Source organism: Streptomyces caeni (assembly GCF_042678285.1).
Lineage (GTDB): Bacteria > Actinomycetota > Actinomycetes > Streptomycetales > Streptomycetaceae > Streptomyces > Streptomyces caeni.
This window is the reverse complement of record NZ_JBHUDX010000094.1, coordinates 1-5,720: the sequence shown is the minus strand read 5'-3', so window position 1 is coordinate 5,720 and position 5,720 is coordinate 1. Positions and strand designations below refer to the sequence as shown.

The window sequence follows — 5,720 nt, the reverse complement described above, 5'->3', positions numbered from 1 at the left end:
GGCCGCCGCGGCAGGCCTGACGACAGCCGCCGTCTGCGTCGTCACCGGCGGCTGCACGTCGCACGACGATGACGAGAACAAGAAGAGGGACTCGTGTAACACGGGGGCCGGTTTCACCAACCCGGGCATCGTCTATCTCCCCCGCCACAGGCAGGCCGGCGAGTGCGTGGCCACCGGCGCCTTCGCCGATCTGACCCAGGCCAACTACACTCCGCCTCCCAGGCCGAAACTCGGCTTCGCCCTGCCGGGATTCCAGTCCCTGCCGCCGACGAACCGGGCCAGGGCTCACCTCATAGGCTATGCGATGGGCGGATCGAACAAGGACACTCGGAATTTTGTACCGATGTACCAGCAGGCGAACCAGTGGATGTCGGACAACGCCGAGAATCCTGTGGTCGAGGCGATCAAGGGCGGTGGTGAAGTCTATGTTGAGGCATATCCTATCTACGGGAATAAGGAATCGACGATTCCGACCGCAGTCGAGTACTTTACTTCGGGTTCAGTGCAGGAGGAATGCGTGATTCGGAACAATGCAACGGCTGCTGGCAGCTATTGCCAGAGGGGAATGTGGTAATGGGCGGGTGGAGGAACAGCGCAGAACTGCAGCGATTGCTCGGGAAGCCGAGCCGTCCGGACAGCAAGGCGGCTCTGGAGGACATCGCGGCGGATTGGGGGATCACATTCCCTCGTGATTTCGTGGAGATCGCCAGCACGTATGGCGATGTGGTGATCTGCGAGTACCTGCTGCTGTGCGGGGGGCGAAGCCTGCGGTCCTATGCGGAGGGCGGCATGGGGCGGCTCCTGGAGGATTCGCCGTCGGTTCCGCACCGGGTGCTTCCGTCGCCGGGCGGAGCGCTTCTGTGGGGCAACACCATCGAGGGCGATCAGCTGTTCCTGGTCGACCAGGGTGGGGGGCGTTGGACGGTGTCGGCGTTCCGGCGCAACTGGCATGACTGGCTGGACACGGATCTGGAGTTCGGTGAGTGGCTTCCGCGGATGCTCGCTGGTGAGATCGAGACGGACTGGATGCCGGAGTGGCCCGCGCCGCCGTACGAGTTGGAGCTGGTGGAGTAGACTGTGCGTGCCGAGAATCTCGTCCGCGCAGGTCATCCCGCTTGCGGCCGCTGCCAGTTGCCACGGCATGATGACCACTCGTGCTCCTGCGTCTCGCCTATCTGACCGTGTCGAATGCCTTCGCCGCGCTCTGGCTGCTCCCGATGAGCGACTGCGCCAAGGACGCCGAGATCCTGGCCCTACGCCACCAGATCACGGTTCTTGAGCGCCAACTCGGCCCGAATAGGGTGAAGTTTGCCCCCAAGGATCGGGCCTTCCTCGCCGCGCTCCTGGCACCGCTGCCGCGCCAGGTGCCGTGTCGTCTCCGGCTTCTGGTACGTCCGGACACGGTGCCACCACAACCTGGTGAAGCAGCGGCACGCCCGCATCTGCCGCCCCAAGCGGCCCGGACGGCCGCCTACCGTCCGCTCGATCCGGGCGCTGGTCCTGCGCCTGGCCCGCGAGAACAGCGGCTGGGGCTACCGCCGTATCCACGGGGAACTGGCCGTGCTCGGCATCACGGTCGCCCCGTCCACCGTCTGGGAGATCCTCAAGGCCGAAGGCGTCGACCCGGCGCCGGAACGGACCGCCACTACCTGGGCCGGCTTCCTGCGCTCCCAGGCCGACGCCCTGCTGGCCATGGACTTCATCGAAACCATCACCCTGACCGGGCAGCAGGCTTGATCAAGTTCCGTTGAGGTCGGGCTTGTAGGCGATGCGTACGGAGTGCAGCGCGTCGAAGGTGATCACGTCTGCGCCCAGGTCGAGTGGTGCAAGCAGGGGCTGGAAGTGCCGTGTCTCGTTGGTCTTGGACCCGACCTCAGCCTGGGCGAGGGTGACCGGGCAGCCGTGGGTGACGGCGGACAGCATGTGCCGGCGGGGCTGGTCCAGAAGGGCGGAGCCGCGCAGTGCCTTGCCGTCCACGGCGATCACCCGTCGCCTGCCCGGGGCTGCGGCGCTATGGCGGTGAGCCAGCCAGGCTCCCACGGCCGCATCGAGCGCGTCGGTGTCGAGACGCTCGAGGACCCTTCCGATCGCCGACCGGGAGGGTGCATGCCGCCGGCGCAACAGGTGACAGCGCACGCCGAGCGTGGCGAGCAACCCTGTGTCGGCGCGGGCGCCCCACTCGGCGAGTTCGTCGATGGTCCGGGTCCCGAGACCGCAGAGGCCGCGCAGACCAGCAGGATCGAGGTCAGCGAGTACCAGCGGCCCCGCCGGGAGCGAGGATCGGGCACCGCTTCCAGGAAGAGCCGCAGGTCAGACATGTCGTCTGGATGGAGCGGACCCTGACGGTGTTCCGCACCCGGCCCCTGGACCACACCCGCTTCCCCTACATCTACCTCGACGCGACGTACTGCAAGGCCCGGGTGAACCACCAGATCGTCTCCCAGGCCGTGGTCATCGCCACCGGCATCACCGAGGACGGCGGACGCGAGGTGCTCGGGCTGATGGTCGGCGACAGCGAGACCGAAGTCTTCTGGAGCGAGTTCCTGCGCTCGCTGCGCGAGCGGGGCCTGACCGGGGTCCGCCTGGTCATCGCCGACCACCACTCCGGCCTGGTCAAGGCCGTCCGCAAGGTCATGCTCGGCGCCGCCTACCAGCGCTGTCGCGTTCATTGAAGCCGTCAAGAATCAACCTGTCGGTGTGCCATCTTCGCTGTGTGCGGCAGCGAGGAGGTCGGCGGCAGTGCGGTAGCGGATGGTGGCCGGGGGCGGCAGGTGCCCGCCTTCCATGAGCAAGGGGCGGATCTCGCGGACGACGTTGCCGATCAAGGACCTGCTCACGTCGCCCAGCGCGTCGGCGAGGACGTCCAGGGTGCACAGTCTCCGCAGGTAGAGGACGGCGAGGACGACGCGCTCCTTGTCGCCGATCTTCTGGGGGAAGACGCCGCCGCGGCTGCCCGGCTGGCGATCGGCGCCCCGGCGCTGATAGGAAGCGCGTTCGATCTGAGCGGCCTGGCGTGGGGCGATGTGCCGGGCGAGTGCGTCGAGGTCCTCGCGGGACATGCCGGTCAGGCGCGGATGGGACAGGCTCTCCATGATTCGGGTGCGTGGCGGAGTCGTTGATGTGTCGAGGAAGGCCAGCAACTCGGCCGCCGTGGTGAACCGGGTGGGGGCGTATCCGGGCTGGTGACCGTGGTCCTCCAGCACGCGGCGGGTTTCGGCGACGAGGTGGCCGATGCAGTTGGGGGTGACCTCCAGCATGTCGCCGAGCAGTTTCATCGAGCAGACCTGCCGCTGGTAGAGGAGGGTGAGCATCACCCTGGCCGCGTCGTCGAACAGCGGCTTGGACCGCTGGTTGCCGGTGGCCCGCCGGGCGCGTCCGCCGCGCTGCTCGCTATAGCGTTCCTGGGCCCGGGCGGCCTGGAGGTGGGCTAACTTGGCGCATAAGGTGGCGAGTTGAGTGTTACTCAGCCCGGTCAGCCGTGGGTCGGACAGGCGAGCCAGGAGTGCACGGCGCCGGTCGGCGACGCCGTGCGTCTCGCCGGTGGCGGGCAGAGCGTCCGCGGTGTCGGCGGGCTCGGGCAGCAGGGTGTAGTTCCACTGGCCGTGGGTCTCGTGCTTGACCAGGGGCAGGGCGGCGAAGCGGTCCTTGCTGATCGCGATGCCGGTCGGGTAGTCGCCGCGGTCCAGGCGGGCCTCGACGCGTAGTCCGGCCCGGGTGCGGGTGGCGGCGATCGTCTCGATGACGACGTCGTGGCTGGTCAAGGGACGTCCGCGCCAGTTGTGGGTGATGTGGGAGAACAGCCGGTGCTCGATCTTGTTCCACTTCGAAGTGCCCGGAGGAAAGTGGCAGACCGTGATCGCCAGGCCGGTCTCGGCAGCCAGCGCGGCCAGCTCGCTCTTCCAGACCCGGTAGCGGTAGCCGTTGGAGCCCCCGGCGTCCGCGGTGATCAGCAGCCGGGTGGCCTTGGGGTAGTCACTGTGGCCGCGGGCCTTCCACCAGCGGCGGATCGACTCGACGGCGAAGGTAGAGGTGTCGTGGTCGACCCCGACATTGACCCAGCCGATGTTGCGGGCGATGTCGTAGATCCCGTACGGGATCGCCTGCTCGACGTCCGGCCCGCTGAAGAAGAAGTGGTGGTCCTCGACCTGCACCGGATTCCCCTTGGGCCGCCACTCGCGCCCGGACATGGGCAGGCGCCCGATCTGCTCGCGCTTCTTGGTGTCCACGCTGATCACCGGATCGCCTGCCGCCTGATGCTGCTTGACCTGCTCGTTGAGGTAGCGGAACTGGGAGTCGCGGTCGGGATGTTGGGCTCCTTCGAGCGTCTTGGCGTTGGCCTGCAGGCTGAAGCCGGCCTGCTTCAGCAACCGGCCCACCGTCGGCGCGGAGACCGGATGTCCCTGCCGGGTCAGCTCCTCGGCCAGGTGGCGCAGCGACTTCGTCGTCCAGCGCAGCGGGGATTCCGGATCGCCGCGCTCGTCGGGCTCGACCAGGGCCATCAGCGCATTCACCAGGCCGGGGTCGATCTCCTCGGCCGGTTTACGGCCTCCGCCTTCGGCGCGTATGCGTCCGCCGGGCAGCGGCCCGGTGCCGGCTTCCAGTTCCGCGATCCCCCGGCGCACGGTGGTCTCGCTGACGGCCGCTGCCCGGGCGGCGGCGCGCACCCCGCCGTGGCCAAGCAGCCGTGCCTCGGCCGCCACCGCCAAACGCCGCTGCCGCTCGTTCAGATGGGGCAGCAACACCGCGAAACGGCGGTCGAGTTGGGACAGGATCTCCTCCGTGATCGCCATACCAGGCCAACGAGCCGCTGACCGCGAAGCAACAGGTTGATTCTTGACGGCTTCATTTCCTGCGCAACGTCTTTGCGGTGATCCCCAAGGACGCCGCCGAGATGGTGGCCGCGACCATCCGCACGATCTTCGCCCAGCCCACCGCCGAGGCCGTCCGCGCCCAGCTCGACACCGTCGCCGACATGCTCGGACGACAGTTCCCCAAGGTCAGGACGATGCTCCTGGAGGCCAAGGTCGACCTCACCGCCTTCGCGGACTTCCCCGAGCGACATTGGAAGAAGATCCAGTCGACCAACCCCCTGGAGCGGGTCAACCGCGAGATCAAGCGCCGCGTCGACGTAGTCCAGATCTTCCCCAACCCAGGCGCCCTCGAACGCCTCACCACCGCCGTCCTCATCGAGATGCACGACGAATGGATCGGCTTCCCCCGCCGCTACCTCCCCGAAGACAGCATGGACAAGATCTATCCAGCTGAAGATCAACCCGACACGGTTACACCACTACAGGGGACATGACCGACGGGCAGGCGAGGCTCGCCGCTAGGCCCTCGCGGAGGGCTCAATGCGGCATGCCGTCGATCAACTGCGCGCGCCCTGACGAAGAAGGGAGACGGCCACGGAGGTGCCGGGCGTGGCTGGATCCAGGCGGCCCGCCCATCGTGGGCGCATGACCTTCCCGTCCGGGGAGAACACCGTGGCGCGGAGCGAGAGCTCCCCGCCGCGCTCAACCCGGGCGTACCCGGCGATGGGGGAGTCGCAGTGCCCCTGGAGGACGTGGAGGAACATGCGCTCCGCCTCGGTCTCCCGGTAGGCGCCGCGGTCGCCGAGCCCGCTGACGAGGTCGATCAGCTCCGTGTCGTCCTGGCGACACTGGAGCGCGAGGACTCCGGCGCCGATGGGCGGCATCATCACGTCGGTGGCCAGGGGCTCC

The 5,720-nt window shown here is 68.1% G+C and carries 4 protein-coding genes and 4 pseudogenes; 5 read left to right on the top strand and 3 right to left on the bottom strand.

Features of this window, described 5'->3' with window-relative positions; translation table 11 throughout:
- From ACFSL4_RS30780 to ACFSL4_RS30770, 3 genes and pseudogenes are all read left to right on the top strand, one after another.
- Positions 1-574: DNA/RNA non-specific endonuclease (locus ACFSL4_RS30780; protein ID WP_381090113.1), on the top strand; the 574-nt coding region annotated here is incomplete at its 5' end.
- A gap of 122 nt (positions 575-696) precedes the next feature.
- Positions 697-1,074: a hypothetical protein gene (locus ACFSL4_RS30775; protein WP_381090110.1), complete on the top strand. Its 378-nt coding sequence runs from the start codon at positions 697-699 to the stop codon at positions 1,072-1,074.
- A gap of 80 nt (positions 1,075-1,154) precedes the next feature.
- A pseudogene (locus ACFSL4_RS30770) lies at positions 1,155-1,725 on the top strand (integrase); the annotation flags it as partial.
- 12 nt (positions 1,726-1,737) lie between these two features.
- Here ACFSL4_RS30770 and ACFSL4_RS30765 read toward each other — a convergent pair.
- Entirely contained in the window at positions 1,738-2,136 is a 399-nt protein-coding gene (locus tag ACFSL4_RS30765) for an ISAs1 family transposase (RefSeq protein ID WP_381090107.1), read from the bottom strand.
- 212 nt (positions 2,137-2,348) lie between these two features.
- On the opposite strand from ACFSL4_RS30765, the pseudogene ACFSL4_RS30760 reads away from it, so the two are divergent.
- A pseudogene (locus ACFSL4_RS30760) lies at positions 2,349-2,669 on the top strand (transposase); the annotation flags it as partial.
- 15 nt (positions 2,670-2,684) lie between these two features.
- Here the strand turns inward: ACFSL4_RS30760 and ACFSL4_RS30755 are convergent.
- Positions 2,685-4,790, bottom strand: coding sequence for an ISAzo13 family transposase (locus ACFSL4_RS30755; RefSeq protein WP_381090104.1), 2,106 nt, complete (start codon positions 4,788-4,790; stop codon positions 2,685-2,687).
- Between the two features lie 47 nt (positions 4,791-4,837).
- On the opposite strand from ACFSL4_RS30755, the pseudogene ACFSL4_RS30750 reads away from it, so the two are divergent.
- Positions 4,838-5,305, top strand: a pseudogene (locus ACFSL4_RS30750) (transposase); the annotation flags it as partial.
- Between the two features lie 43 nt (positions 5,306-5,348).
- Here the strand turns inward: ACFSL4_RS30750 and ACFSL4_RS30745 are convergent.
- A pseudogene (locus tag ACFSL4_RS30745) lies at positions 5,349-5,720 on the bottom strand (hydroxymethylbilane synthase); the annotation flags it as partial.